The 25342-nt window shown below is 46.1% G+C and carries 21 protein-coding genes; 7 read left to right on the forward strand and 14 right to left on the reverse strand.

The window, feature by feature from the left end:
- Nucleotides 1-5: 5 nt before the first annotated feature.
- Nucleotides 6-1025 (forward strand): DUF2955 domain-containing protein, encoded by a 1020-nt coding sequence (locus R7O13_RS14235; RefSeq protein ID WP_213966768.1) that lies wholly within the window; start codon nt 6-8, stop codon nt 1023-1025.
- Nucleotides 1026-1838: 813 nt separating this feature from the next.
- Here the strand turns inward: R7O13_RS14235 and R7O13_RS14240 are convergent.
- The gene (locus R7O13_RS14240; protein WP_005376742.1) at nt 1839-2867 is read right to left on the reverse strand and encodes a methionine synthase; all 1029 of its coding nucleotides are present in this window, start codon (nt 2865-2867) and stop codon (nt 1839-1841) included.
- Between the two features lie 30 nt (nt 2868-2897).
- Nucleotides 2898-3872 (reverse strand): DUF1852 domain-containing protein, encoded by a 975-nt coding sequence (locus tag R7O13_RS14245; RefSeq protein WP_017636059.1) that lies wholly within the window; start codon nt 3870-3872, stop codon nt 2898-2900.
- A 1100-nt stretch (nt 3873-4972) separates the two neighbouring features.
- Here R7O13_RS14245 and R7O13_RS14250 point away from each other — a divergent pair.
- Nucleotides 4973-5890 carry a leukocidin family pore-forming toxin gene (locus tag R7O13_RS14250; protein ID WP_005376731.1) on the forward strand — a complete coding sequence of 306 codons (918 nt, stop codon included), beginning with the start codon at nt 4973-4975 and terminating at the stop codon, nt 5888-5890.
- Between the two features lie 75 nt (nt 5891-5965).
- Nucleotides 5966-6649 (forward strand): topoisomerase I, encoded by a 684-nt coding sequence (locus R7O13_RS14255; RefSeq protein ID WP_213911088.1) that lies wholly within the window; start codon nt 5966-5968, stop codon nt 6647-6649.
- Between the two features lie 65 nt (nt 6650-6714).
- Here the strand turns inward: R7O13_RS14255 and R7O13_RS14260 are convergent, their stop codons facing one another.
- The 7 genes from R7O13_RS14260 to R7O13_RS14290 all read right to left on the reverse strand — a co-directional run bounded on the left by R7O13_RS14260 (nt 6715) and on the right by R7O13_RS14290 (nt 13803).
- Nucleotides 6715-7419 carry an ABC transporter ATP-binding protein gene (locus R7O13_RS14260; RefSeq protein WP_025767247.1) on the reverse strand — a complete coding sequence of 235 codons (705 nt, stop codon included), beginning with the start codon at nt 7417-7419 and terminating at the stop codon, nt 6715-6717.
- 22 nt (nt 7420-7441) lie between these two features.
- Nucleotides 7442-8725, reverse strand: coding sequence for an ABC transporter permease (locus tag R7O13_RS14265; protein WP_132936824.1), 1284 nt, complete (start codon nt 8723-8725; stop codon nt 7442-7444).
- A gap of 2 nt (nt 8726-8727) precedes the next feature.
- Nucleotides 8728-9942 carry an ABC transporter permease gene (locus R7O13_RS14270; protein ID WP_318304101.1) on the reverse strand — a complete coding sequence of 405 codons (1215 nt, stop codon included), beginning with the start codon at nt 9940-9942 and terminating at the stop codon, nt 8728-8730.
- Complete coding sequence (locus tag R7O13_RS14275) at nt 9939-11210, reverse strand: TolC family protein (protein WP_318304102.1); 1272 nt, start codon at nt 11208-11210, stop codon at nt 9939-9941. The genes R7O13_RS14270 and R7O13_RS14275 overlap by 4 nt, the downstream gene beginning before the upstream one ends.
- On the reverse strand, nt 11203-12336 hold the full coding sequence (locus R7O13_RS14280) for an efflux RND transporter periplasmic adaptor subunit (RefSeq protein WP_064368623.1): 1134 nt from the start codon (nt 12334-12336) through the stop codon (nt 11203-11205). Before R7O13_RS14280 ends, R7O13_RS14275 begins: the two co-directional genes overlap by 8 nt.
- Before the next feature lie 217 nt (nt 12337-12553).
- Complete coding sequence (locus R7O13_RS14285; RefSeq protein ID WP_017821643.1) at nt 12554-12988, reverse strand: hypothetical protein; 435 nt, start codon at nt 12986-12988, stop codon at nt 12554-12556.
- Nucleotides 12989-12990: 2 nt separating this feature from the next.
- A complete protein-coding gene (locus R7O13_RS14290; protein WP_054577663.1) occupies nt 12991-13803 on the reverse strand; it encodes a TIGR02594 family protein in 813 nt (270 codons plus the stop codon).
- 423 nt (nt 13804-14226) lie between these two features.
- On the opposite strand from R7O13_RS14290, the gene R7O13_RS14295 reads away from it, so the two are divergent.
- Entirely contained in the window at nt 14227-14448 is a 222-nt protein-coding gene (locus tag R7O13_RS14295) for a hypothetical protein (RefSeq protein WP_005385790.1), read from the forward strand.
- A 49-nt stretch (nt 14449-14497) separates the two neighbouring features.
- Here the strand turns inward: R7O13_RS14295 and R7O13_RS14300 are convergent, their stop codons facing one another.
- The 5 genes from R7O13_RS14300 to R7O13_RS14320 all read right to left on the reverse strand — a co-directional run bounded on the left by R7O13_RS14300 (nt 14498) and on the right by R7O13_RS14320 (nt 20146).
- A complete protein-coding gene (locus R7O13_RS14300; protein ID WP_238843898.1) occupies nt 14498-15013 on the reverse strand; it encodes a protein disulfide oxidoreductase in 516 nt (171 codons plus the stop codon).
- Nucleotides 15010-17121, reverse strand: coding sequence for a protein-disulfide reductase DsbD family protein (locus R7O13_RS14305; RefSeq protein WP_238843897.1), 2112 nt, complete (start codon nt 17119-17121; stop codon nt 15010-15012). Before R7O13_RS14305 ends, R7O13_RS14300 begins: the two co-directional genes overlap by 4 nt.
- A gap of 64 nt (nt 17122-17185) precedes the next feature.
- Nucleotides 17186-17584: a hypothetical protein gene (locus R7O13_RS14310; RefSeq protein WP_005376702.1), complete on the reverse strand. Its 399-nt coding sequence runs from the start codon at nt 17582-17584 to the stop codon at nt 17186-17188.
- Nucleotides 17585-17686: 102 nt separating this feature from the next.
- Nucleotides 17687-18289: a response regulator transcription factor gene (locus R7O13_RS14315; protein WP_238843896.1), complete on the reverse strand. Its 603-nt coding sequence runs from the start codon at nt 18287-18289 to the stop codon at nt 17687-17689.
- Between the two features lie 24 nt (nt 18290-18313).
- Nucleotides 18314-20146, reverse strand: coding sequence for a sensor histidine kinase (locus tag R7O13_RS14320; protein ID WP_238843895.1), 1833 nt, complete (start codon nt 20144-20146; stop codon nt 18314-18316).
- 178 nt (nt 20147-20324) lie between these two features.
- Here R7O13_RS14320 and dsrO point away from each other — a divergent pair, with 178 nt between their 5' ends.
- The 3 genes from dsrO to R7O13_RS14335 are packed head-to-tail and all read left to right on the forward strand — an operon-like array spanning nt 20325 to nt 25329.
- Nucleotides 20325-21092 (forward strand): sulfate reduction electron transfer complex DsrMKJOP subunit DsrO, encoded by a 768-nt coding sequence (gene dsrO / locus R7O13_RS14325; protein WP_005376699.1) that lies wholly within the window; start codon nt 20325-20327, stop codon nt 21090-21092.
- Nucleotides 21089-22219 carry an NrfD/PsrC family molybdoenzyme membrane anchor subunit gene (nrfD, locus tag R7O13_RS14330; RefSeq protein ID WP_318304106.1) on the forward strand — a complete coding sequence of 377 codons (1131 nt, stop codon included), beginning with the start codon at nt 21089-21091 and terminating at the stop codon, nt 22217-22219. Before dsrO ends, nrfD begins: the two co-directional genes overlap by 4 nt.
- 17 nt (nt 22220-22236) lie before the next feature.
- Nucleotides 22237-25329, forward strand: coding sequence for a tetrathionate reductase subunit A (locus R7O13_RS14335; protein ID WP_318304108.1), 3093 nt, complete (start codon nt 22237-22239; stop codon nt 25327-25329).
- Nucleotides 25330-25342 lie beyond the last annotated feature (13 nt).

Raw genomic sequence — 25342 nt, forward strand, 5'->3', positions numbered from 1 at the left:
CGACAATGAAAACCTTACGAATTTGGTTCGGCTGCTCTTTAGGGCTCGCGCTAAGCATGATCTTCGGTTGGTCTTACGGATTTTTTGCCATCATGATGCCGCTGTTTATATTGGGCAGAATGGACAACTTTAATCTTTCGGCTTTATTGATCGTGTTTTTCTCTGCGGTGTGGACAACCATACAAGCCACATTTTTGCTGGAATACTTGCAGTTTCATCCAACATTAATGACCATTGCCGTCGGAATCATGATGCTGTTCAAGTGCATTGCAATGATGAGCCAGAAAACCTATTTGTTTGGTTACATGGGGCTGTTAGTGGGTTCAATTGTGTTGAATTTTGCCAGCTATAACTTCATGGATATTGAAGAGTTCAATGTCAACATGTGGGTGATGGCGTTCAGCAATATTTTTGTTTGCGCATTCGCGTATTGGTTGTTCCCTGAGCCAAAGTTCCCCACCGAGCACATTGAGATGTCGACCCCAGTGAAAAGCGATATTGACTACATCAGCCAAGTTGCCATGGGTTGGGTAGTGGCGATGGCGGCGTTTATCGTATTCCAAGTAGCGGACTTATATGACTCGTTATCCGCACAAGCTTCCATTTTGATCATCCTAACCCCAATGACTTTAGCGGGCTCGCTCGCCATGGCAAAAATTCGCATCATCGGCACCGCACTAGGCTGCATCGCAGGGATGGCTGTTCAGCTGATATTGGGCAGTTGGTATGGGCATGGGCTACTCTTTTGGCTCGCCTTTACCATTGCGATGGGGCCATTCTGCTTGTGGCTCACCAAGGGGCAAATTAAAGCGGCTATCGCGTTTTCTGCCATGTCTGCCCTATCGGTTCCGCTGACGACCTCATTGGTGCCAGAACAAAAAGACGCGTTCTTTTCGATCTTGTACCGTTTCAGCTCGATTTTCGTCGCGGTTCTGCTCACCGCAATGGTGATGTGGGTGGTGCATCACTGGATTCGTGTGATGTTGCTAAAGCATCCTGAGATGAAGAACGTGGAGTTGAATTAAACCTGGCCGAGGCTGGAAACGGGAAATGTATGCCGCTCACTTTACTGTGAGCGGCATTTTTATTTAAAACGGTCACCCTGAACATCGAGGAACGAGCGTGGTTCAGGATCGACTCACCGAGTGCTGTGAAGTTCTAAGGTTATCGTCATTTTCCAGTGAGTTGTTAGTAGATTCCTAGTCTCGTCTAGACTCGCTGGAATGACCCAAATTTGAATACAAGCCAAATAGTTGGGTAGATGAGTAACGTATCTCTTAACATCCGTCATCCTGAACAGCGAGGGACGAGCGTGATTCAGGAGCTACCCACCGAGTACTTTGAAGTGCGAAAGTTATCGCTATTTCATAGCAAGCTGTAACCCGATCCCTAGCCTCGTTTAAACTCGCTAGAATGATCCTATCTTGGAGCTGCTCAAATATCGGTTTTGTGGCGAGTGATGTATCTTCCAACATCCATCATCCTGAACAGCGAGGGACGAGCGTGATTCAGGAGCTACCCACCGAGTGCTTTGAAGTTCTAAGGTTATCGCCATTTTCCAGTGAGTTGTTAATAGATTCCTAGTCTCGTCTAGACTCGCTGGAATGACCCTACCTTGGAGCTGCTCTAATACCTGGTGGGTGGCGAGCAATGTATCTTCCAACATCCGTCATCCTGAACAGCGAGGGACGAGGTGATTCAGGATCTACCCACCGAGTGCTTTGAAGTGCGAAAGTTATCGCTATTTCCTAGCGAGCTGTAATCCGATTCCTATTCTCATTTAAACTCGCTAGATTGACCCTAATTTTAGTTCATGGCGCGGAGCCTAAGTATTAATATCAACCCACCAACTCTTTACGAATGATCTCCGCACCCGCACTTAACGCATTGAGCTTAGCGGTCGATACTTCACGAGACAAAGGTGCCATACCGCAGTTGGTACATGGGTAAAGCTTGTCGGCATCAACGTACTTCAACGCCTCTCGTAATGTTTTCGCTACTTCTTCTGGCGTTTCAATTTCGTTAGTAGCGACATCAATCGCACCAACCATCACCTTCTTACCGCGAATCAACTCAAGCAACTCAATAGGCACTCGCGAGTTATGACACTCAAGCGAGATAATATCGATATTTGACTGCTGCAATTTAGGGAATACTTCTTCGTATTGTCGCCATTCAGTGCCTAGCGTTTGCTTCCAATCCGTGTTCGCTTTGATGCCGTAGCCATAGCAGATGTGCACTGCAGTTTCACATTTCAGCCCTTCAATCGCACGCTCTAAACACGCAATGCCCCACTCGTTCACATCATCGAAAAACACATTAAACGCAGGCTCATCAAACTGAATGATATCGACACCTGCCGCTTCAAGCTCTTTCGCTTCTTGGTTGAGGATTTTTGCAAATTCCCAAGCCAGCTTTTCACGGCTACCGTAATGATCATCATAAAGTGTGTCGATCATCGTCATAGGGCCTGGAAGCGCCCACTTGATAGGTTGCTTAGTTTGCTGACGCAAGAACTTGGCATCTTCAACAAACACGGGCTTTGTGCGGCTTACTGGGCCAACCACAGTCGGAACACTTGCTTCATAACGGTTGCGAATAGTCACCGTTTTGCGGTTTTCAAAATCTACGCCGCTTAAATGCTCAATAAAGGTCGTCACAAAATGTTGCCGAGTTTGCTCGCCATCACTGACGATATCAACGCCTGCCAGTTCTTGTTCTTGCAAAGCGACACGTAGCGCATCGCGTTTGCCATCAATCAGTTCTTCACCTTGCAGTTTCCACGGTGACCAAAGTTTTTCTGGTTCGGCCAGCCAAGAAGGTTTCGGTAAGCTGCCAGCCGTTGAAGTCGGTAATAGTGTTTTCATCGTCATTCCTTTCTAGATTCTCGTTATCTTTTACGCGTAATTTGCAGACCATTGTTCAAGCACAGATTGATAAGGTTTGATGAAATGCTCCTCGGCAAATTTCCCTTGTTCAATCGCCAGTTGGCTGCGCTCTTCTCGGTCGTAAACGATTTGAGTTAGCGAGTGGTCTAGGTTTTTTAAGTTTGGCTGGTAGCAATTACCGGCAACCGCGTTGGCATTGTAAATCTCAGGTCGGTAAATCTTCTGGAATGTCTCCATCGTGCTTATCGTGCTGATAAGCTCTAGGTTTGAATAATCGTTCAACAAGTCACCGAAGAAGTAGAATGCCAATGGTGCAACACTGTTTGGCGGCATAAAGTAGCGCACCTGTAAGCCCATCTTTTTGAAGTATTGCTCCGTCAACGAAGATTCGTTCGGCTGATATTCAAAGCCCAAAACAGGATGTTGGTTTTCGGTGCGTCGATATACCTTGTTGTCCGATACACTCAGACAAATCACTGGCAGCTTTTTGAAATGCTGTTTATAAGACTCAGAATTAACGAAAGCTTTGAACAGTTTGCCATGCAAATCACCGAAGTTCGCTGGGATGCTGAACTGTGGCTGGTTTTTGTTGTGGTCCAACAGCAAAACGCTAAAGTCGTAATCACGAACGTATGAAGAGAAGTTATTGCCCACAATGCCTTCGATGCGCTCGTTAGTGTTGTGATCAACAATGTTAGTTTTGAGCACTTCAATCGATGGGAAGGCTTCGCCACTACCTTGGATATCCATATCAACGGAGATGATTTCAAGTTCAACGGAGTAGCGGTCACCTTGCGCGTTATCCCAATATGCCAACGCATTAAAACGATTGTCGATCATTCGGAGCGCATTGCGCAGATTCTCTCGGCGGTAGTTTCCGCGAGCCAGATTAGCAAAGTTGGTAGTGATTCGCGTGTTGTCTGATGGTTGGTAATTCTCATCAAAGCGAATGCTTTTGATAGCAAATGTGAAATCGTTATTCATCGTGAGTTGGTATCCTATTTCCTTAGATAAAGCAGACTTTTCCTAACTCTGTGCATGGGGACATTTTTTGTTTTTTGGTTTTCCCAATCGTTAGGTTGCACAGCACTTACGACGAACGGTTCGTACAAAAATGACCGTCGCAGTGCCTAACACCAGAGCAGTCCTTTTTTTATACTTGCTTCACGAGTTGAGTAATATTGGTATTGTTTCACATTGAACATGAAGGAAATTCATAGTGGGAGTTCCAACCCTGAGAGAGCTATCGTAGATACTGTTTTTCATTGACACCAATACACGTAACTTGGCGAGCATATTGCCAATATGTGTAATTAAGAAACGGATAAGAGATTAGCAGTACGTAAACCAGTTTTAAGCCGAGAAAACGCATTGTATAAACAATACGCCAACTGGAATATAGGACAGCGTAACTTAAATAGCACTTTTCACACTCCATCGTTTATTCAAGCATTCGTTTAATTAGAAGTACGTTACATTTGATATTCTCGAAACATGATTATTTAATAATCTTATTTATTTCTTTTTCTATCTTTACCATCTTAAACGTAAAGTTTAATTTCCTGCTGTAAAAGCACATATAACTTCATACACGAACATGGCAACTTCATTGACGGACTTTATCACTAAACTATTACATTAAGCTCTAAAAAAATAATAACAAAAAAACATAAACCACTGTTTTAATTTGAATTAAACCCATAAACCCGAGATAACCACATAACGATACTTTACTTAATTTGGTATAACAAAAACCCTAAAAATAACATGGATAACATTTATAAAATTCACTTTTATCAATAGAAAATCTCAACACAACATTAGAAAATTAAAATTAAGCAATAACTTAAAAAGACAAGACTTAATAACCAAATTCTTATTTATTATAGTTGAGTGGTGAATTTAAAAACTATGAGACATTAATCCCACGAATCTATCCTTTTTCTTTTTTTAATAAAAAACAAGATGCACTATTTCACCGCTCATTTATTGAGCTTGAATTTATAACCTGTCCATAATTATAAAGTGCCCATCAAGATGGTTTAAAACAAAAGTCTTTATGGGCTGACTAATAGGAAAAAATAATGGAAAAACAGCATCTTTCCGCGAGTATTATCGCACTCGCTTTACTTGGTTCTTTAGCACCAGCACATGCTGAAGATACATTAAAATCTTACACTTCGACGTTGCTTCAGCTTGATGATGGTGATGCACGCTCGAAAAAAATCCGCTTAATTTATTCTTTAGAAAATGTCTGGAACCAATCTTTACTACCAAATGGCGCTAAAGAAGCTAAGTTGATCCTAAATGGCGGCTCTGGCTTCGACATGACTAATGTTCCAAACAAAGAACAAATCTATGGTTTTGCCACTGGGGGAGATTACCGTTACACCGTTCCAACGGCTTTTAAGCTGGCACTGAGCTATTTAAATGGTGCCCCTTTACGCCACATGAGCCATGCTCCCGAAAACACCATTGCAACGGCATCTGTCAGTGAGTCTCTAGATTTTAACCTTGGATTTAGTGCTTCTACTTCTCCAAATATTAGTGGGGGAATCTCCTGGAGCAACCGTGTAACGTACGACCAGCCAGAGTTTCAAACGGTTGCCGACTTTAACCAAGCTAACGAAAGCATTAATTGGTTAATTGAAAACAAGACTATCCGCCATAATACGCCAGCTAAAGACTGGTTATTGTATCGTTGGACCAGTTGTGACATGGGTAATTTGATTGATTACAATGAGTTACCTGTCGTTATGCGTTCAGACTTTAAACCACAAGTCGGCGTCGTATATAGAAAAAATGACATTCAAGATGGCCTAGATACATCAGAGGTCAAGCTGGTTGCTGGTTGGCGAAAAACCAATTACTACTTTGGTCGCGACTGGTGTAGCTGGTATACCACTCCAGAAAATACCTGGAAGAAAAATCGTGATAGCAGTCAATGGACAGAGACTAGCCGAGCCGTAACTATCTCTTGGAATGACGATCTCTACCACTAACTTATTAGCCTGCGGCCACGGAATAAATAAGTGGCCGCCGTATTTACTAATGAAATAAACGGTAAGACATGACACATGACAAGTAACAAAAAACTCTTGACTGGATCGGCGCTAGCACTTGGTGCAGTACTCGCCATATTTCTAATTAATTCAAATAACAAGAATGACCAGACCGAACCTGTTGCAAGCCTTGACGAGCAAATCAAGACAGAAGATGCTGCGACAATAAGTGTAACGCCTCCTGAGAGCAATGCTGCTCAAAAGGTGGTTACCGCTCCAACACCACAAAGTCGCAATGATGATACTTCCGACGTCATTCCAGCTACACCTTGGATATCTGCCCCATTAAATGAACTGAGCAATGAACTGTACGATTTTATTGAAGCTGAACAGGTAAGTTACATCAGTACGACCGACTATCCATTCGACGATCAAAAGCAAAAACAATTGCGAACATTAGCTAAGCAAGGGGTTCCTATCTTGTTTGACAATACGGAGTCATCCTATTTGGATAGCTACGGTGTCAGCGAAACCAAAGTCGTATCAGAGTATTTTGGTACGGCGTCTGAAGGTGATGTCATCATCGCTACCGGAGTACAGAATGCAGATGGCAGCATTCATTATCTAGTTTTGCCTTTGAAGAGCAAAGATCTCAACGATAACAGTAAATTGATTGAGGACACTAAGCTCGCAATCACTCTACTTAAAGAACAAAAGCATGACTTGATAAAAGAGAGACAAAACGAACATCGCGAATAAAAGTAAAGGGAGATAGCCTCTGTATCGCTATTTCCCTTAAAACTCAGTTCTCAATTAAGAAAAGCTCATTTCTCCCTACTTACCGGCACCCTATCCGAAATCACCTTGCCGTCTTTGATGGTGATGATGCGTTTAGTGCGCTCTGCCAGAGCGTTATCGTGCGTCACGATGATCAGCGTTCTACCTTCGGCGTGGAGTTGGTTGAACAAGGCTTCAATCTCTGCGCCGGATTTTGAATCCAATGCACCCGTTGGTTCATCTGCTAAGATGATTTGCGGATCGTTGACCAAGGCTCTTGCAATCGCGACCCTCTGTTTTTGACCACCAGAAAGCTGGTTTGGTTTATGGTCTAAACGATCCCCTAGCCCGACTTGCTCTAGCAATTTAGCTGCGCGCTGGCGACGTTCTTTGGCTTTGATACCAGAGTAAACCAACGGCAGTGCCACGTTATCAAGCGCCGTCGCGTATTCCAATAAGTTAAAGCTTTGGAAGACAAATCCGATCTTTTGGTTACGAATGCCAGCCAGCTCATTCGCACTTAAACTTGCGACGTTTTGGCCGCCAAGTTGGTACTTGCCATCGGTGGGCTTATCTAAACAGCCGAGCATGTTCATCAACGTTGATTTGCCTGAACCGGACGGGCCAAGAATCGAAAGAAACTCACCTTGATTAATGGTTAAGTCAACGCCGTCTAGCGCGCGAACTTCCGCCTCCCCGCTTGAGTAGTATTTACAGATGTTGGTCAGCTCAACAAGCGGCTTGTTCGACATGTTCTTTCCAGAGTTATTGTTGTTATTCACTTTGTAGCGCCTCCAACGGGCTGACTTTTGCGGCTCGGTTTGCAGGTAACCATGCAGATGCCACACCAATGATCACTAAGGTGAGGATGACAATCGCGACAACGACCCACGACAACTCAGGGACAGGTTTACCCAGTTGTTCATAAAAAGCATTGCCCTCTAAAGGAATGGAACTGATGGCAGACACCAGCGCGTACGTCACGGCTAACCCAAACGCCCCCCCCATCATCATTGTCAATAAAGACTGTACTAAATAGTGCATGCGAATAGCCGTTGGGGTTGCACCGACTGCCATGCGCACACCGATATCACGCGTAGATCGCTTTACGGTGGCATACATCACATTGGCGATGCCAACACCAGCAACAGCTAACGTCACGAAGCCGATAATGCCAAGGAAACTCTGCAAACCTATCAGAAACTGCTGCATACTCTTTTGCTTAAGGAACATATCATCGACTTGGACGACCTGTTCATCACTGACACTTGCCCCGTGTTTACGGGCAATCACTTGCCTGATCGTCTTTGCTAAGGCTTCTCGGTCTACATCCGCTTGTGGCTGCACATTGATGCCACCAATTTCACCGTTGACATGAAATCGCTTCCACGTCGCTAACGGCACAAAGCTGGAATAGTTGATAAGATCCCCCAGTTCTATTTGGGCGCTGTTTTTCTCCAATACGCCCACAACAGTGAACTCCTCATTGCCGATTTTTACCTTTTTCCCCACAGGGTTGACTTGCAATGTGACTGTCGCAAACCAACTAAAGTCCTCATTCGGGTTGAATAAGTCGGCTGCCAGTTCATAACCCAGTACAACGACTTTGCGCGTCTCTTTTTGATCGAGTGGGTTTAACCATCGTCCCCCCGCCATCGGCACCAAATTGGTCATGGATTGAAACTCGCTCGTGACCGCTAACGGCTCTTGCCACGAGCTTCTGTCACCAACGGTGATGCGCTCTTTCCACTTCGCCGTTGGCGCAACGCTTTTTACATCGGGTAACGCTCGAACAACCTCTGAATCGTCCATTTTTAGTGTCAGAAACTTACCTTGGTGAAAAGCACCGTGGTCGACGGTGGCCATCCCTCCGGTCAAATAAATCAAGTTGCCGTTACCATTTTGTGCGGTTTTCAATACGCCCTGACGAATACCCTCACCTACCGCCAACATAGCAGCGATACAAAGGGTCGCCCACGCTACTGCTAGAATGGTCAAACCCAGTCTCAGCTTTTCTGCGGCCATTTCTTGGAAAATTTGTCTCATCGGTAACAACATGGCTAAGCCCTCGCACTCAAAGCAATGACTGGCGTGAGACGTGATGCTCGCCTTGCTGGGAAATACGATGCCATCAATGCCAAGATAAGCGTCACAAGTAAAGACCAAGCAATGGAATCTGGCGTGATCACAGGCAAACCAATCCATTCCGGTAATCCCATGCTGCTTAGGACAGATACCACGGCATACGAAAACATCAGACCTAATGCCGTGCCCACAGCTACCAAAATAAGCCCCTCAAGAATAAACTGACTGAGTATGGATTTTTGAGTCGCCCCGATCGCCAAACGCACACCGATTTCACGCGTGCGCTCAGTGACGGATAAAAACATGATGTTGGCAACACCAAGCGCACCGACCGCCATGGTCATCGCACCGCTCGCTCCGAGAAAAATCTGAATGCCACGCAAAATTCCACTGATGACCGCCGCACCTTCACTAAAATCGGGTAATTCGACCGCATCTTTATCACTTGGGTCAAAATGAAGCTGCTTGGCGAAAAAATTTACGATATTTTGTCGAAATGACGATGCATCCATCCCTTCTCTCGGCTTCATCAATACCATCCAAGGTTTCGCATCCCACAAATCGCGGTACGTTGTTTGAGGAATGAAAACCGTGCGGCTATCGCCGAATGAAATGCCAGTGTCCTCACCAACGGTTATCCCAATCACCAAAAACGGAATGCCGTTGACTTTAAGCCTATCCCCGATTTGGATTCCGCCCATTTGCGCAATTTGATCGCCTAACACTGCCACGCGAGTGTGGTTGTCCATATCACTTGGTGACAGGTTTCTCGAACCGGATTGCAGCTTGCGTTGCATTAAAGGAAAGTAAGACGTATCAATACCGCTGACCGTACTCGATAAATTCTGTCCTTTGAGATTGGTGATATTCGCATCCCATTTGGCGTAAACGCTCGACGCCTGTTGCACGAAGCCCGACTGTTTGATCATGTCGACTTTTTCTTGTGGAATATCAATTTGTCGTCTTGAAGGTAACCCTTGCCACGGTTTACTGGTAGTCGACGGAAACACCACTTGCACATTGTTGATCATAAATGAAAACGACTGGGTCTGATGGCGATAAAAGCCTTCGCCAAGTGCGATTAACACCACCACAGAGATCACGCCCCAAGCAATCGCGATAATGGCTAGCACGCTCTTCATGCGGTGCGCCATCAACGTTTGCCAAGTTTGCTGCAACAGGCTGCTCATGAATGAAAAGCCCGAGAGATCAACGCCATGGTATCGTCATCGAGTTTCCCTGCGGTTTGCAGTAAGCCGATTCTCTTACGCCAATAGCTGTACAAGTTGGTTTGCAGACTGTTTTTCGCCTCAAACAAGCTGTTGTGTGCACTGATAACTTCCGACACTTCAAGCAGGCCAGCGTCGTAAAGTTTCTCTTTGCTTTGCAACACTCTGGCGCGCGACTCAACTAGCTCGTTCGCTATCAAAACTTGATTCCAGTTGATATCGACCTGCGTAAACTGCTGAATAATTCGTTTCTGAATATCAATTTCCACTCTACGCATATCTTGCTTGGCGCTTAAAATGTTCAACGATGCTTCGTCCACTTTCGCTCGCACTGCACCATTGAGGTCAATCGGCAAACTCAAACTAATCCCAGCGTTAAACTCGCCGTTTGAACGATTGTCACCATCGCTGTAGCCCACACTGCCTTTGACGGTTGGGTAGTATCCACCTTTAGCTGAATCTTTCGCGAACTCGCTCGCTTTCACCATCTGCGCCGCCACCAACAGCTCTGGACTGCTGTCTTTAGCCAGCTTTAGCCATTGCTCCTGAGAGTCCACCAGCATCGGCGGCTGAATCAAAGAATCCGTTCGAATTTGGTCGACACTCTCCGGCATTTGATTGATTAACGCCGCAAGCTCTGCTTTTTTCACTTCGAGATCGGCTTTTGCATTGAGGATACTTGCTTGCTCAGAGACTTGATTCGCTCTCATCTCTTCGACATCAACCGACTTCACTTTGCCTGCTCGATAGCGTTTCTCGATGATGTTGAGAAGTTCTTTCCCCTCCTCCAGCTTGGACTGCGCCAATTTGAGGTCGCCCTGTGCGCTTGCCACATCTAGGTAAGCGGTGAGCAACTTTTGCGCAAGCTCGTTATGCGCTTGAGATAACTCTAACTGTACTTTGAGATAATTGGCATTCGCTTGATCCAGTTCCGACCACAAACTACTATCCCAAATAGTTTGAGTTAAGGTAGCGCCGTAACTGTTCGAATGGCTTGAGGACTCATTCCAATCCGCTGACGCACTGGCACTTAAACCCGGCAATAACGCACTGCGGCTACTCTGTACACCAACCTCGCCAAGCTGGACGCCGATTTTCGCTTTTTCGTAATTTGGATCGTTCTGCTTTGCTTGTTGCCAAGCTTGTTCAATAGAAATTGCATAGGTAGGCAAACTGAGCGTGGTAGCCAACAATACAAAGGCGATTGTTGGTCGTTGCAGCTTAACCATGCGCCGCTCCCATCATACTGTTGTCGATAACCTCTTCATCAAGCTCCACGCCGTCAAGCACTTCGACATTGATGCCATCTGACAGACCGAGTTTCACAGGTTGTTTATGAAACCCTTGTTCTGAGCTATCGGGGATCAGAACATTCGGTGCGTCACCATCAAATTGCAGAGCGCGCTCCGGTAGAGTGAGCACGTTTTCAGACTTCTTCAGAATGATTTGAGCCGTCGATGAAAAACCAGAACGAAGCAACACATCTTGTGGGATCTTGAGTTCTCCCACTTCAACCTCAAAACCGTTATCAAAACTTTTTGCAGAAGCATTGCCCTCTGGTGAGTTAAGGTTCTCAGATTGAATCGCCACTTTGGTTAGCACACCAGAAATCGCCACATCAGGATAAGGCGCAACCGTCAACATAACGGGCATTCCCGGAGACAACTGCGCAGCATCATGCTCACTGACGCTACCTTTAAAAATCAGACTGTTCATGTCGGCCAATGACATCATTTCAGTCGCGGCTTGGCTTGATTGAGTCGAGATGATCGGCTCTCCGACCTCAACTTTCTGGTTGAGTACCGTGCCATCAATTGGCGCGTAGATCGTCGACGTTAAACGTGCATCGCCGATAGACGCCTCACCACTGCGGATGAGTTCGAGATTCTGGCGCTTTTGCAATACGTCCGCTTGCGCAGATTTGACTGCCGAGCGCGCACTTACGTATTCGTCGTAGTTACTTGGAATAATGTCCTGCTTGACCAAGCTTTCTAAGTTGGACAGTTTTTGTTTGGCGGATTCCAGATCGGCTTCGCTACGCATGAGCTCTGCCGATGCATCCGTTAATGCTTGGGGTGTTGGGTTTGGACGCACTTTGATCAGCGGCTGGCCTTGCTTCACCTTTTCACCAACTTTCGCGTAAATTTCACCGACGATACCGTCGATTTGTGACTTGATAGACACGGAGTGTGCAGGGACAATTTTACCAACAGCCACCGCTTGTTTTTCAATCGTGCCTTTTTCCACAATCAATGTAGGCAGCAATTCTGGTTGAGCAGCAGATTGGAGATAGAAATACGTACCACCGCCGAGCAGCGCGAAGCTCACAGCGGAGACAAACCAACGTTTCGTCATTATTTATTCCAACAATTATTGGGTAGTCTAATGACTACTCCTAAAACACAAAGTTGAAGGAATAATATCCTGCTTTAATAGCGGTTTGGTTGTCACAGTTGGTATGGTTTTGTCAGTCGGCTCTGACAATCAAAAACTAAAGAATCATTCAGCAAAGACGTTGTCTACGATGGCGACTAACAAGCTCTGTAACCGCTCGTTTCAACCGCCACCCTTTTCATTCTGAACAATGTGCAAAATGGCGCTGATCTGTATCCAAGTGAGCAGCTGTTTCTTGAGCGTTTAATATGTTCTCTTGATTAGCCCCAAACTCAGCCCCCGTTCCAGGCCAATAATATGTATCTTTATCACGACATAGTGTGAGAATGACAGGATCATTGTGTATATTGGGCTCATCTCCTAGCTCGCCATACATACTGAAAGTAATCTCAGACCCAACGTCTCCACGAAGTTTCTGAATCACTTCTGCTTGAACTTTAAAGAGAACATCTTCCTCGTGTTCAGCAAACTTTTCAAAACCTGTAATTTTCACCACTGCAGAATAGGGCGTTTGAAATATCGCATCTTTGAGTACCTCATTCTGAGAGTACACTCCCTGTGAAGCACAAGCTGATAAGCTCACACAGCCTAGCAAACTTATAAATTTCTTCATATTTAGCTTTCCGTTCCTGCTAAGGCAGAGCCTTTTGTATATACAGGTAAAGTACCTTTTGTTTCATCGTAGTTACTCGGTACTACGAACTTGTCCCAGACATCAATAGAGTACTTTGCTATGTTGACTTGGTTGCTTTGGTTTCCTCCTAACATGTACAAATGCCTACCATCAGGGCTCTTTCCCACGACAAAAGCAACATGCCCACCACCTTTTCTCGATTTAATCCCTAGAGCTCCATGTATAGGTTCTGAGATGTTTTTACCAAAACCCTTCCACTCCTTTGCTCGATAAGCTTCTTTTACTGGAGTGATTCCGTGTTGTTTAAAAACCCAAGCGGCAAACGAACCACACCAAGCATTTTGACCTCCAGAGTCATCAGTGCCCCAGAACTTAGATGCTGTAAAATACTCTAAAATCCTTGGATTGCCCTTAGTGCCTGAAACTTCTTTTTGTCCAATTTCTCCCAACGCTGTTTTCATCCAAGGTACTTTGGTTACTAGTTTTTGAGCATCATGAGGATCATTTTTCAATGAGCTATAGGTTGGTAATCCATTGAGCTTACGATGAGTTCTACCATTTACGTCGATCCGACCATCTGGCTTTACCATATAAAGTAGCTTACGCTGACACACTTTTATTGCCTCTACTGTTTTCGACAAATGAGGACTCCGCCCTAACGAGCCATCAACAACCAACAGTCGGGTAAAACCTATTCTCTTTTGGTTATCATTTAAAAATTGTTGAACTGCTTTAACATCATTTTTCGAATTAGTGCCATTTATACCAACAGAGCCACGGATTTTTAATCCCATTCTCGTTACCTTTATAACCAATCATATAATTAAGAAAGTACGCTTTAGCGTGACAACAATAAAGATAAAATGTTGTTTTATACGATTAGCCATACGAGGGAAATTAGGTGTTGAAAATATAGATTACAAATAAACTCAGCTCATATCACTAAAAACATCTATTTAGCATCTTTTGGTCACGCTTCAAAGCAGAACAGCCAGATGTTTTAAACCATGCGTATTAATAGACGAAAAATGTTTATAAAAGAACACTTAAATTAACATAGTAAAACTATCAATTACTATTTTAAATTTAAATAAAACTCCTTTTTAAGATCAATCTATAATTAAATTTATCAAACTTTAATTTTTTATTAAATTGAGCTTTGATTTATTAATCTGACTATTTAACTAATTTCATTTCAGTTAATTGTACTTTTTGGCATGTTAGCGGGTGATGGCGGCGCCAATAACACCGACCCATTTTCAGAAGGAATAACGGACGATAACCAATGGATTGTGGAAGAACCACACATGATGATTATTACCCTAGACCAAGTGTTGCTCGACTCTCTACCAACCGGTTCAAGTTATGATGGCCCATACGTGATGTGGAATGGTATGCCATACGCACACATTATTATTCCCGTTAGAGCGAGAAAATAAAAAGAAAAAATCCGATACTCAATATTTTGAATATCGGATTTTTATAGCGTTATCGAGCTAACCAAATTCTCGCTAGTATTCCTATCGGAGTGGTAACGCCAGTTGTGACAGAGGAAATTTCACCATTTCTTAAAACATAAATGGTTGGGGTCACGCTAATTTTCCATTCACGCATAATATCGCTTGAAGGATCGTTTATGTTTTCGAAACGATATTCTTTTGCCCTCATAAACTGCGCCACACGCTCATTCGGTCCCGACGATCCAGAAACGCCAACTACGGTGTAGTAATCACTCAGCCAGCTCACGCTTGGGCTTACAAATTTACAAGCGGGACACCAAGTCGCCCAAAAATAAACAACGACAGGTTGTTCATAACTTTGCGCGATGGCATCGAAGTGTTCACCAGCGCTCAATACGGAGCTCAATGGTGGTAACTCCTGTTTAGGAATATCTTTAGTGCGATACCAATCCATCGCGATGGAAATGACGGTGACAATGAGCACCATCTGTACGATTTGAACGAGCCAATATCGGAATGTTCTACGCTGCTTTGTCGAACTCATTGAATGGTTCCCCCACTCGCTTGTTTCACCGCGCTTAAAACAACATCATCAGTCAGAATAACAGGTAACGGGATACCTTGTGGCGCCGCCGGGCCATAGACGATGTTAAACGGCACACCGTAACGCCCATGAGCTCGTAAAAAGTCAGTTACCGAGCCGTCCGGATGTGTCCAATCCCCTTTTAACGTCGCTACATTAGGGCTTTGCAGCAATGAGTAGACAGGATCTTGCCAGATCACACCGATCTTGTTCGCTTTACACGTGACACACCAATCTGCCGTTACATCAACAAACACCACTCGCCCATTATTGACGTGATCTTCAATCGCCGAGTTAGAAAGCTTCTGCCACGCTAAGTCCTCAGGAAGCGGTGTCGCCCATTGGTCGGCAGTGACGCTACCAAGTAATAAGCCACCAGCTATCAACACTAATGACGCAGTTCCGGATACAGCAAGCGCTTTCTCACCATACACTTTCTTAACTCTTGCCATCATTACAACAAAAGCAACCACAGCTATAAGTGCAATCCATAACATCGGTACATGATTTGCCATTAATGAAAGTAGCCAAATGCTAGTCGCCAGCATCATTATGCCAAACACGATTTTAACGACATTCATCCACGAGCCAGGCTTTGGTAGTTTCAGCGCGATATTTGGAAACACAGCGACTAAGAGCCAAGGCAGTGCCATACCCAATGCTAATGCTGTAAAGGTTGCAAATAACGTTAATACGTCGGCACCCAAGGCAAACGCCACGGCCGTTCCTAGAAAAGGCGCGGAGCAAGGCGTCGCAAGCAATGTGGCAAACATACCTTGAACATAGTGACCAACTAGGGAGTTATCACCTTTCGAGGCCAGCCATGTATTGGTACCCGATGATAGACGGACTTCAAACAGCCCCAGCATATTTGCCCCAAATAAAGTGGTGACCAACACCATCAAACCTAAGAACCAAGGGCTTTGAAATTGCACGCCCCAGCCAATGGCATTACCTGTTAGCTTAAGCACCAAAATAAAACCAGCGAGAATCCAGAACGACGTTAATATACCAAGTGACGAGGCAACAAACTGAGCGCGAATTTGACGACGCTCGATACCTTGAGCGGCAACAATACTACTTAGCTTCATCCCCAAAACCGGAAGAACGCAAGGCATGATGTTAAGAATTAAACCGCCGAGCAACGCGAATAGAAAAACACTCGTTAGAGACGTGCTCGGCAACGGTTCAACTATTGCCTCAGCAGTTGCTTGAGTGGTTTCTTCTGCTAGTAAATTGGTGTCTTTGATGGTCACAAACAGCGACTGACCATCTAACTCCACATCGCCCAGCCAAGTATCAACGATATAGCTCGCGGTGACGATGTTTCCTTCTTGATGCATTCCTTCAAGCTTGAAGCTATAGTCTCGCGTTGCTTCATCGACACCATCCACCAGCACTTGTGGTTGTTGCCAACCCTGACTGTTCTTTAACTTGATTTGTAGTTTCGATTGGTTCGCATCCCAACTCGCCTGAGTAACATCAATAAACGGCGATGGCTGCGGCACGTTACTCACTGCTTGAGCGTAACTGAACATCACGTCTTCATCGACTGTTAGATCAGAAGGCAAGAACGTCAATTGAATTTGATAGTCCGTCAGCACACAAATCGTCGTACAAGAAGAAAGTGTCAGTACCGCATCAATCGTGACAGGTTTGGACATGTCTTCGACGTGCAGCGTCATGGGGAACAAAGTGTCGCCTTTGTACCCAAGAGTCTCGATACCTAATAGTTCGAATTTTTGTGGGTGCGGCCATTGCCAATCCACTTTGGATAAATTTTGTGAATTTTGCCAATCAATAGATGGTGCTACGCCGCCCTCACCAGGTGAACGCCAGTAAGTTTTCCAGTCTCCGGTTAACTTGACATCCAAATAACCTGTAAGTGTTTTGGCTTGCGGTTCTTGTTGACCAGTGAGCACAAAGCGCGTTTGCACTGGAGGATGTTGTGGGTTGGTTAGCCAACCTGTATCAGTAGTTTGAGCTGAAATACTTAGAGAGAGCAAACTCAAAGCAAGCGTCATAAAAAACATGAACGCAAACTGAGTCAGTTTAGTAATTTGATTCATAGTGATTCCTAGTTAAAAGACAAAGGTGCTAAATAACTGACGCTAGTGGTCAGAAAGCACGCTTTTATTCTCGGAACACACAGAAAGTCAGGTGGACTCGATACTTACGGCCTATCGGTTCCGTCCAATGTTGCGCACCAATATAGGCACTGCACAACCAAATTGCCGAAGCAAAAAGACCGACAAACAGAACAACAATAAATACATCGAGTTGATGTTGAGAAAACTGAATTAACTTTTCAGACAATTCGCACTTGCTGGTTTCTTTAGTATCAATCGACTTGACGCTCGAACGCTCATCAGCAAGTGAAACCGCGGGCGATTCCGTCTCATATTTCATAGAGCATGACGATGCAAAGCCTGAATTTTGCATCAGACACACAACGACCACCCAGCCAATTATCGCCAGTAGCCATTTTGCCCGCTTATGTGGCGTGTGATGTCGTTTAGTCAACAAACTCATAAGAATTCAGATAAAGTAAGAACGAAGAAGATAATACGCGAGTCGTCATAAAGCTCAAGTTGTATCCTCTAAATAGCCTTAAGAGGCTTCACTCGCTAAGCTTTAATCTAGCTTGCCATAAATATATGCCAACTCTGCGACGGTTTTTGCCGAGAACTTCTTCAATAGATTGGCTCGGTGTACTTCAACCGTTCGCATTGCTATGCAAAGTTCGTCAGCAATACGAATGTTGCGTTTTCCTTCAATGATCAAACGTAAAATGTCTTTTTCTCTAGGTGTGAGCGACTCATAAGCCGATTTTGCTGCTGCCATATCGAGGTTTGTGGCAGACCGTGCCTGTCCCTGCAAAATGGCTCGTGCCAGTTCATCGCCTTTGACTGGTTTTTGGAAGAAATTGACCGCCCCAGCTTGCAATGCATCGACCGCCATCGGGACATCACCATGCCCTGTCAGATAAATAACGGCCAACGGGCTGTTGGCTTGATTTAAAATTTGGTGCACTTGCTGACCACGAAGGTTGGGCATTCGACTATCAAGGATCACGCATCCGGCCTGATGAATGTTCACTTTATCGAGAAAAGATTGCCCATCAGCAAAAGTCGTCACGTTGAAGTCATGCTCTTCCAGCATAAAAGCGAGAGAGTCACGCACCGATTCATCATCATCGACTACAAAAACAGATAGCTGCTTTTCACCGCTGCTCATGAATGCTCCTATGCCTAGTTCAGATTAGTTTTGATATGGAAATACAAGCTCAACCAAACAACCATGTGGTGCTGTCGAGCTGATGAGAAACTCGCCACCATGCATTTCCATTACATCACGACAAATGGCTAACCCCAGCCCGAGCCCCTCTTCTTTGCTACTCACAAATGCTTGAGTTGGATTCTCTTGCTGCAACCCTGTGCCGTTGTCCAATACTCGAATGGAAAGTTGATTGACTTGGTAGTCACTATGCAGGGCAATTTTACCTTGATAACCTGATGAGTGATATTTCTCTTGGAACAAAGTACACGCATCAATCGCGTTACTGATCACATTAACTAAAACCTGTTGTACGCCAACTGCATCGACAAGTAACGGACGAATGTTCCCTTCTGTACTGGTCACAATCGAAATATTTTGCTTCTGCATTCGAAAATGGAGCAACTCAATCGTGTCATCAATGAGTACTTGAGGATCGCACGGCGCTTTGTCGACACTACGCTTGCGGATCAACGTTCTTAAGCGCTGAATAATTGCATCGGCTCGTTCAACTTGCCCCTGTATTTTCTCAAGCACTGGGACAATATCTTCATGAGGGCGCTTTTTGGCCAAGCGAAGTAAACCGCCTTCACTGTAATTGCGAATGGCCGCCAATGGCTGATTGAGTTCATGGGCAAGACTAGTGCCGATTTCTCCGACAATCGCGACCCTTTGTGAATGTTCTAACTGTTCACTTTTCTCTTTTAATCGTAACGATGTCTGCTCCAACGCTTGCTTACTCTTGCTAAATCGATACTCAAGCCAAAAGTGGTACGCGTTCAACACAATCACAAACATGAACAGAGCCCATGCCCATTCTTGATGACTACGCAGCCAGCGTAGAGCCTCACTCCACCAGGGTTGTTGCAACGGATGGAGATCCAACGCCTGATAAAGTTTGTCGATGCTCAGCAAGCTGACGGGGGACGTCCAACCTGACGCGCCTGCCACAATAACCGCAGGGTGTTCAGGTGGCATCGCTAACAATACTTGCGCAATCTGTTTGGCGATCTGAGCTGAGCCGCGCTCTGTTTTGGCAAATGACCAGTTAGGATAAAGCGGTGTGGAAACAGCGCATAACGAGCGCTCGTTCGGCTGTTGATTTAAAACTCGGTAATTACCCGGTTGTAAAAGCCCTTCACTTAGCATCTGTTCCAATAAACAAGCAGGGACGACGGCCGCTTCCACATTACCATCACGTAATTGATACAGGTTGGCATCAATAGGAAAACCAAGATAGCGGACATCAGAAAAGAAATCGTTTGGATTAAGCCCCATTTCGACTATTTGATAGCGCATCGTTAGATAACCACCAAACGCTTTTTCTGATACCGCCGCAACGGGACGTCCTGAGACATCTTGCACCGTTTGATAACTTGAATTGGCTCGAACCACAAGCGCCGAACCAATGCCGTAATTCGAGTTTTGTGGGGCTCTGCTGGTTAGCGTTGCCATCCACGACAGCGCGTATTGCCTGCCCAATCGCACTGCCTGACCTGGGTTGGTTAAGATGAAATCCATGGTCTGAAACTTCACCGCTTTGCCCATTTCATCCAAGTTAAGGGGATGAAGGACAAAATGCACATCGGAAATTTGCTGATTGAGCCAATCAATGGTCGGTTGCCATCTCTGCTCAGCATAAAGATGGCCGCGTATCGCTAACACGCCCACTTCGACTTTTTGCTTGGCCTGTGGCTGCTCTGCTTTTTGCTCTTGCATTCCTTGCAGATCTGCTTGTTCAGAAACTGCGCCCTGAGTCAAAGATGCAAAGGCAACTAAGCAAAGAATCCAAAGCTGAAGCCACAGTGCTTTTTTCATGATGAGTCGAATCGTTCCGTCAAGAGAGTACGACAAGAATAACAGCTACCTTCCCTAAACCACATTTGTTTTAGATCAAGTTTGATCTGGGTATGTGGAAATCCACAATATAAGCCTCGCAGTGCATTTCTCACAATGGAATCAGTCAATTCAAATACAACAAAAAAGCAGGTGAGTTATGGATTCCACCAAACGTCGCTTTCTCAGCGCGGTCACAGCCGGAGCCGCGTTAATTCCAGTCGCAGGCATTGGCACGGCAACTGCGGGAAACATTATTCGAAATAACCAGTCCGCTGACCGAAAAGGACAAATCGGCAAGCGTTATGCCATGGTGATAGATTTGCGTAAATGTGTCGGATGCCAAGCGTGCACCGTAGGTTGCAGCATTGAAAACCAAGCGCCAATTGGTCAATTCCGAACCACCGTAAAGCAATACGAAGTTACGTTAGATGATGGCTCTACAGCCACGCGAGAAGCAAAAGCCTTTATGCTACCGCGCCTTTGTAACCACTGCGACAACCCACCTTGCGTGGCAGTGTGTCCGGTTCAAGCAACCTTTCAGCGCGAAGATGGTATTGTCATGGTGGATAACAGTCGCTGCGTCGCCTGCGCGTACTGTGTACAAGCTTGCCCTTATGATGCTCGTTTTATCAATGAGGACACGCTCACCGCAGATAAATGTACCTTCTGTGCTCACCGTCTAGAAAAAGGTCTATTGCCTGCCTGCGTGGAAACCTGTGTTGGCGGAGCACGTGTAATTGGTGATTTGAATGATCCATCAAGTGAAGTCCGCCGCTTAATTGCGAAGCACCAAGACGATATCAAAGTGCTAAAACCCAATGAAGGCACCAAGCCTCACGTGTTTTACATCGGCATGGATGAACGCTTCACCAGCCACATCGACGGACAACCTGCTATTTACGACCCACAAGGAGATCGCGCATGAACATCACCGAAGTGTTAGTCCAACCTCAAGCGATGGCTTGGCTCCCGTGGGCGGTGCAGTATTTCTTCTACATCGGTTCGGCTTATGCGGCTGCTGTTTTATTCCTAATCGCCCTATTATTTGAAAAACACACCAGTCACAGACTGCGCGCTGCGCTTGTTCTGACGCTGGCCATCGGCGCCATCGTGGGGCCATTAGCGTTAACTGGCGACCTTCACCAGCCGGGACGCGCATGGCATTTTTACGCACACATCACTCCGTGGTCATGGATGTCTTTAGGGTCGCTTTTCTTGCCTGTTTTCTCAGGTTTAGCGGTAGTGACTGCATGGCTGTATCTCCGCGAGGATCTGATCAACTTACGTAATCAGCCAGGGAAAGTACTGCCTCTAATTTCAAAGCTGTCACTGGGTGACTGGGCGCTCTCTCGTAGAGTCATGCTTATGGTATCTGTTATCACGGTGCTATCAGGCATCACCATTGCAGTCTACACAGGCGCTGAAATTGTAGTCGTTAAATCGCGCTCTTTATGGCACCAACCCGCGTCGCCGGTTCTTTGGTTTGTCACTGCGTTTATGAGCGCGGTCGGATTTTCTCTGTTGATTTGGCTCTTGCTGCCTAGTCAGTCAAAGACGCTGACATCTGGCGATACTAATTTACTTAAAAAATCAGTGGTTACCAGCGGTGTATTAACGCTGATACTGCTACCGATTTGGGCATCCAACAATTCCGCATTTTCGCTCTATTCTAGCGAACAATGGATGCACAACATTGCCCTGCTCACTTTTGTCGTTTTAGGTTGTGTTTTGCTCGCTTTCATCTTCTTGCGCGATACCAAAAAGTCCGCATCAGCCAGATTTCGTCACGTCATAGGGCTCAGTTTTGTGTCTGCTGCCGCACTGGCAAGTGCATGGCTGATTCGCTGGTTTACCATCATGGAAGTGCAAACCATCGCCAAGTTCGATGCAGGGCTGTATCCATACCAACTCACTATGGATGGAAATGGCTGGATAGGCATTATCGGCATGCTCGGATTATGGCTTGCACTGGCACTGCTCGGTTCGGAGCTGGTTCAGCCAAAACAAAAGATCGAAGTAAAAGCCTCATCACTCACCTTAACTGAACGCTAATCAAAGAGGATTTCATCATGGATAACAAACGCCGTCAGTTTTTGAAATCAGGCATTGCAGTGGGTGGGCTTGGCGCATTCGCTGCGGGTTACGCCACCACCACCAAACACATGGTCGAGGGTGCGCTCGAAGGCACTGCGGGAGAAAAAACGCGTGATATTCACCACGGTAACTCGCTTGAACCAGAGTACACGGTCAACAGCAAAGGCAACCTAATCCCTAATCCAAATCAGCGCGTTGCACCATCGATGTGTTTTGGTTGTTGGTCACTGTGCGGATTGCGTGTACGCATTGATAACCGCAGCGACGAGATTTTGCGCATTACTGGCAACCCATATCACCCACTCTCTCATCAGCAACACATGCCGTTCGAAACGCCAGTCAAAGATGCTTATTTAAGTTTGGCAGGAGAAGCGGGCCTTGACGGTCGTTCAACAGCATGCGCACGTGGCAATGGGATGTTAGAAATTCGCAACAGCCCGTACCGCATTACTCAGCCACTGAAACGAGTTGGAAAACGCGGCGAAGGAAAATGGATTCCGATCAGCTACGAGCAATTGATAGAAGAAGTCGTAGAAGGTGGTGATTTATTTGGTGAAGGCCATGTTGATGGCTTACGCGACATTCGCGATTTAACAACGCCCGTTGATCCTGAAAACCCAGAATATGGGCCGAAAGCCAACCAACTGTTAATGACCAACGCCGGCAACGAAGGCCGAGACGACATATTTAAACGCTTCGCGTTCAACAGCTATGGTACACGTAACTTTGGGCATCACGGCTCTTACTGCGGCTACGCATTTCGTGCTGGCAGCGGCGCATTTATGAACGACTTAGATAAGAACGCACACTTAAAGCCAGATTTTGATAATGCGGAATACATCATCTTCATCGGTATGTCGCCTGCGCAAGCTGGCAACCCTTTTAAGCGTCAGGCGCGCCAACTCGCCAATGCGCGAACAGAAGGTGGCTTGGAATACTCCATCATCACGCCAAGTTTGCCTGCGGGTTCATCGAGCTTGGCTGCCGGTGACAACAACCGCTGGATACCAATCAAACCGGGCACCGACTCTGCCCTCGTGCTTGGCATGATCCAGTGGATCATCGAAAACCAACGCTACAACAAAACCTTCTTGGCGCAGCCGGGGGCAAACGCGATGAAACGAGCCGGCACCGCGCACTGGTGTAATGCTACGCATCTCGTGATAAGCGATAATCAGCACCCGAGAAACGGCACGTTTTTACGCGCGTCGGACTTGAATCTGCCATTCGAGGGCGAAGCGTTGTCTGACTCCGACCCGTACGTCATCGTGGATGAGCAAAGCGGCGAATTTGGTGTTCATACCCAAGCTGAGGAAGCGGCACTGTTTGTCGATAAAACGGTTTCGCTTGCATCGGGCGAAGTGCGAGTAAAATCGTCTCTACAAAGGCTCAAAGAAGAGGCGTTTAAATACAGCCTTGCGTTCTACAGTCAACAATGTGAGATCCCTGTAGAGCAAATCGCAGAACTAGCGAAACGCTTCACAAGCTATGGCACAAAAGCGGTGGTCGATACCCACGGTGGCAACATGCACACCAATGGGTTCTATAACTCGTTTACCATCATGATGCTCAATGCGTTGATTGGTAACATCAACATGAAAGGCGGCGCGATGGCGAAAGCGGGTGGCTACCCAACTTCCGCTGCGGGTCCTCGTTACGACTTCACCAAATTTGCTGGCAAAGTCGGCCCGAAAGGCGTCTTTTTATCGCGCAGTAAATTCCCATACCACAAAACCAGCGAATACAAACGTCGCGTTGAGGCTGGTGAATCCCCTTATCCAACTCGCGCACCTTGGTATCCGTTTGCAGCGCCACTGCTGACAGAACACCTATCTGCGGCTATTGATGGTTATCCATATCGCGTTAAAGCGTGGATCAACCACATGGCGAACCCGATGTATGGTGTGCCCGGTTTGAAAACGCTGCTGGAAGACAAGCTTAAAGATCCAAAACAACTCGGTTTGATTGTGTCTGTTGATGCGTTCATTAACGAAACCACCGCATTGTCGGATTATATTGTGCCGGACACGGTCACCTACGAAAGCTGGGGTATGGCAACGCCTTGGCACGACGTTCCGGTGAAAACCGTCACCGCTCGCTGGCCGATTGTGGAAGCGCGAACAGAGAAAACCGCCGATGGTCGTTCAATTTGCTTAGAAAACTTTTTGATTGATGTCGCCAAGAAAATGCAACTAGGCGGCTTTGGTGACAACGCGATTCAAGATGCGCAAGGGAATTGGCACGCTCTCCACAGCGCTGAAGATTTCTACTTACGTTCCGCGGCAAACTTGGCTTATGTGAAAGGCGGGGTGCCTGAAGTTTCGGCAGAAGACATTGCGTGGTCCGGCCTAGAGCGTTTAATGCCAGCCATGCAGAAGACGCTGACAGCGGATGAGATGAAACGTGTGGCGTTTATTTTTGCTCGCGGTGGACGTTTTGAAAATGCAACCGAAGCGTATCAAGGTGAGCAAATGAAGCACAAATGGACACGACCTGTCGCGATATGGAATGAACGTGTCGGCAGCGCAAGAAACACCATGACCGGTGATTTCTACACGGGTTGCCCAACATGGCATCCACAAAAACTGGCCGATGGCACACCAATGGAAGACCAGTTCCCAAGCTCAGAATGGCCTTTCAGCCTAACGAACTTTAAATCCAATATTCACAGTGCGGTATCCAACCTATCGCCAAGGTTGAACTCGATTAAAGGCGTAAACCCAGTGTACATCCATCCAATCGATGCCGAGCGCGCAGGCATTAAAACGGGTGATGAGTTTGTTATCGAGACACCATCTGCAAGCACCAAAGCACTTGCGATGATAGTCAACGGGATTCGCCCTGGCACACTCGGATTTGAACATGGGTTTGGTCATACCGAGCTAGGACAACGCTCGCACTGGATCGGCGATAAACAACAACCCGTAAAAACGCGCAGCCAAGATGGCGTCAACATTAACGACATTGGCTTAATTGATCCTACCCGAGAAGGTAAAGGTGTATTGTTGGATTGGGTAGTGGGCGCCGCGGCACGTCAGTCCTTGCCGGCCAAAATCCGCAAAGCGTAACGCCGCACGTTAA

It is taken from the genome of Vibrio sp. Y176 (assembly GCF_033438945.1).

Excerpts from the sequence above, each read along its gene's own strand:
- R7O13_RS14300 (WP_238843898.1), bottom strand. The coding sequence starts at position 15,013 with ATGAGTTCGACAAAGCAGCGTAGAACATTCCGATATTGGCTCGTTCAA.
- R7O13_RS14255 (WP_213911088.1), top strand. The coding sequence starts at position 5,966 with ATGACAAGTAACAAAAAACTCTTGACTGGATCGGCGCTAGCACTTGGT.
- R7O13_RS14240 (WP_005376742.1), bottom strand. The coding sequence starts at position 2,867 with ATGAAAACACTATTACCGACTTCAACGGCTGGCAGCTTACCGAAACCT.
- R7O13_RS14275 (WP_318304102.1), bottom strand. The coding sequence starts at position 11,210 with ATGGTTAAGCTGCAACGACCAACAATCGCCTTTGTATTGTTGGCTACC.
- R7O13_RS14235 (WP_213966768.1), top strand. The coding sequence starts at position 6 with ATGAAAACCTTACGAATTTGGTTCGGCTGCTCTTTAGGGCTCGCGCTA.
- nrfD (WP_318304106.1), top strand. The coding sequence starts at position 21,089 with ATGAACATCACCGAAGTGTTAGTCCAACCTCAAGCGATGGCTTGGCTC.
- R7O13_RS14310 (WP_005376702.1), bottom strand. The coding sequence starts at position 17,584 with ATGAGTTTGTTGACTAAACGACATCACACGCCACATAAGCGGGCAAAA.
- dsrO (WP_005376699.1), top strand. The coding sequence starts at position 20,325 with ATGGATTCCACCAAACGTCGCTTTCTCAGCGCGGTCACAGCCGGAGCC.
- R7O13_RS14285 (WP_017821643.1), bottom strand. The coding sequence starts at position 12,988 with ATGAAGAAATTTATAAGTTTGCTAGGCTGTGTGAGCTTATCAGCTTGT.
- R7O13_RS14245 (WP_017636059.1), bottom strand. The coding sequence starts at position 3,872 with ATGAATAACGATTTCACATTTGCTATCAAAAGCATTCGCTTTGATGAG.
- R7O13_RS14295 (WP_005385790.1), top strand. The coding sequence starts at position 14,227 with ATGTTAGCGGGTGATGGCGGCGCCAATAACACCGACCCATTTTCAGAA.
- R7O13_RS14320 (WP_238843895.1), bottom strand. The coding sequence starts at position 20,146 with ATGAAAAAAGCACTGTGGCTTCAGCTTTGGATTCTTTGCTTAGTTGCC.
- R7O13_RS14305 (WP_238843897.1), bottom strand. The coding sequence starts at position 17,121 with ATGAATCAAATTACTAAACTGACTCAGTTTGCGTTCATGTTTTTTATG.
- R7O13_RS14290 (WP_054577663.1), bottom strand. The coding sequence starts at position 13,803 with ATGGGATTAAAAATCCGTGGCTCTGTTGGTATAAATGGCACTAATTCG.
- R7O13_RS14280 (WP_064368623.1), bottom strand. The coding sequence starts at position 12,336 with ATGACGAAACGTTGGTTTGTCTCCGCTGTGAGCTTCGCGCTGCTCGGC.
- R7O13_RS14250 (WP_005376731.1), top strand. The coding sequence starts at position 4,973 with ATGGAAAAACAGCATCTTTCCGCGAGTATTATCGCACTCGCTTTACTT.
- R7O13_RS14270 (WP_318304101.1), bottom strand. The coding sequence starts at position 9,942 with ATGAGCAGCCTGTTGCAGCAAACTTGGCAAACGTTGATGGCGCACCGC.
- R7O13_RS14315 (WP_238843896.1), bottom strand. The coding sequence starts at position 18,289 with ATGAGCAGCGGTGAAAAGCAGCTATCTGTTTTTGTAGTCGATGATGAT.
- R7O13_RS14335 (WP_318304108.1), top strand. The coding sequence starts at position 22,237 with ATGGATAACAAACGCCGTCAGTTTTTGAAATCAGGCATTGCAGTGGGT.
- R7O13_RS14260 (WP_025767247.1), bottom strand. The coding sequence starts at position 7,419 with ATGTCGAACAAGCCGCTTGTTGAGCTGACCAACATCTGTAAATACTAC.
- R7O13_RS14265 (WP_132936824.1), bottom strand. The coding sequence starts at position 8,725 with ATGTTGTTACCGATGAGACAAATTTTCCAAGAAATGGCCGCAGAAAAG.